A 673-nucleotide genomic window follows, 5' to 3' on the forward strand; every position below is an offset into this window, starting at 1 on the left:
GAATCCGAGCCCTGAAGTGTGTGCGTGGTCGGCTCCGACCGTGAATCTGATCAACCAAGTGCTAGATGGCACGAAGGACCCACGATGAAGACGTTGACAATTGCGCTGATTTGTGCAACACTGCTGACTGCGTGTGGTACGACACCTCAAAAGGCCACGACGCCAGTTCTCGTGTCCGAAAAATCGAGTTTGAACATCGACCCGCAGGCAATAGCACCTTGTGGCCACCTGGCGAAACTCGACCCGGCGAAGAAATACGACGGGAAGGCGCAGACAGAGGCGATTGCCCAGTGGGCCAACGAACATGACGCATGCGACAATCGCTTTCAGGCTTTTGTGGCGCTCGTGACGCCGCTGCTGCGTATCAACGCGCCTGCTAGTAAATAAGATTTACAGCACCACCAATCAACCCCAAGAGGATCATAATGTCTGTTGCAGAAAACATGGAATTCCTGACGCCGGGCTCGGTGTGGACCCGAGACGCCGATGGCTCCAGCGCCAAATTCCTGTGGCTCACGAACACGAGCCTGAAGCCGAAAACGCAGATCAAGCACCCGCCGCAAGTCATGTACGTCGATATCTCGGGTAACGTACTCAATCGTACGGCCGAGGACTTTTTCCAGCTTTACTCGTTCCACAGCGTGGACGGTGAGCTGGAACGACGCCTTGAGGC

General features: G+C 55.6%; 2 protein-coding genes. Both read left to right on the top strand.

The features are described 5' to 3' along the window. Positions 1 to 84: 84 nt before the first annotated feature. Positions 85 to 387, top strand: a complete 303-nt coding sequence (locus AC1RPN_RS08035; RefSeq protein ID WP_481763686.1) for a hypothetical protein — start codon at positions 85 to 87, stop codon at positions 385 to 387. A 38-nt stretch (positions 388 to 425) separates the two neighbouring features. Then, on the top strand, positions 426 to 673 hold a 248-nt coding region (locus AC1RPN_RS08040), incomplete at its 3' end, for a hypothetical protein (RefSeq protein WP_481763687.1).

This window comes from Dellaglioa sp. CoH-57-MRSF-20 (genome assembly GCF_056781955.1).

Excerpts from the sequence above, each read along its gene's own strand:
- AC1RPN_RS08035 (WP_481763686.1), top strand. The coding sequence starts at position 85 with ATGAAGACGTTGACAATTGCGCTGATTTGTGCAACACTGCTGACTGCG.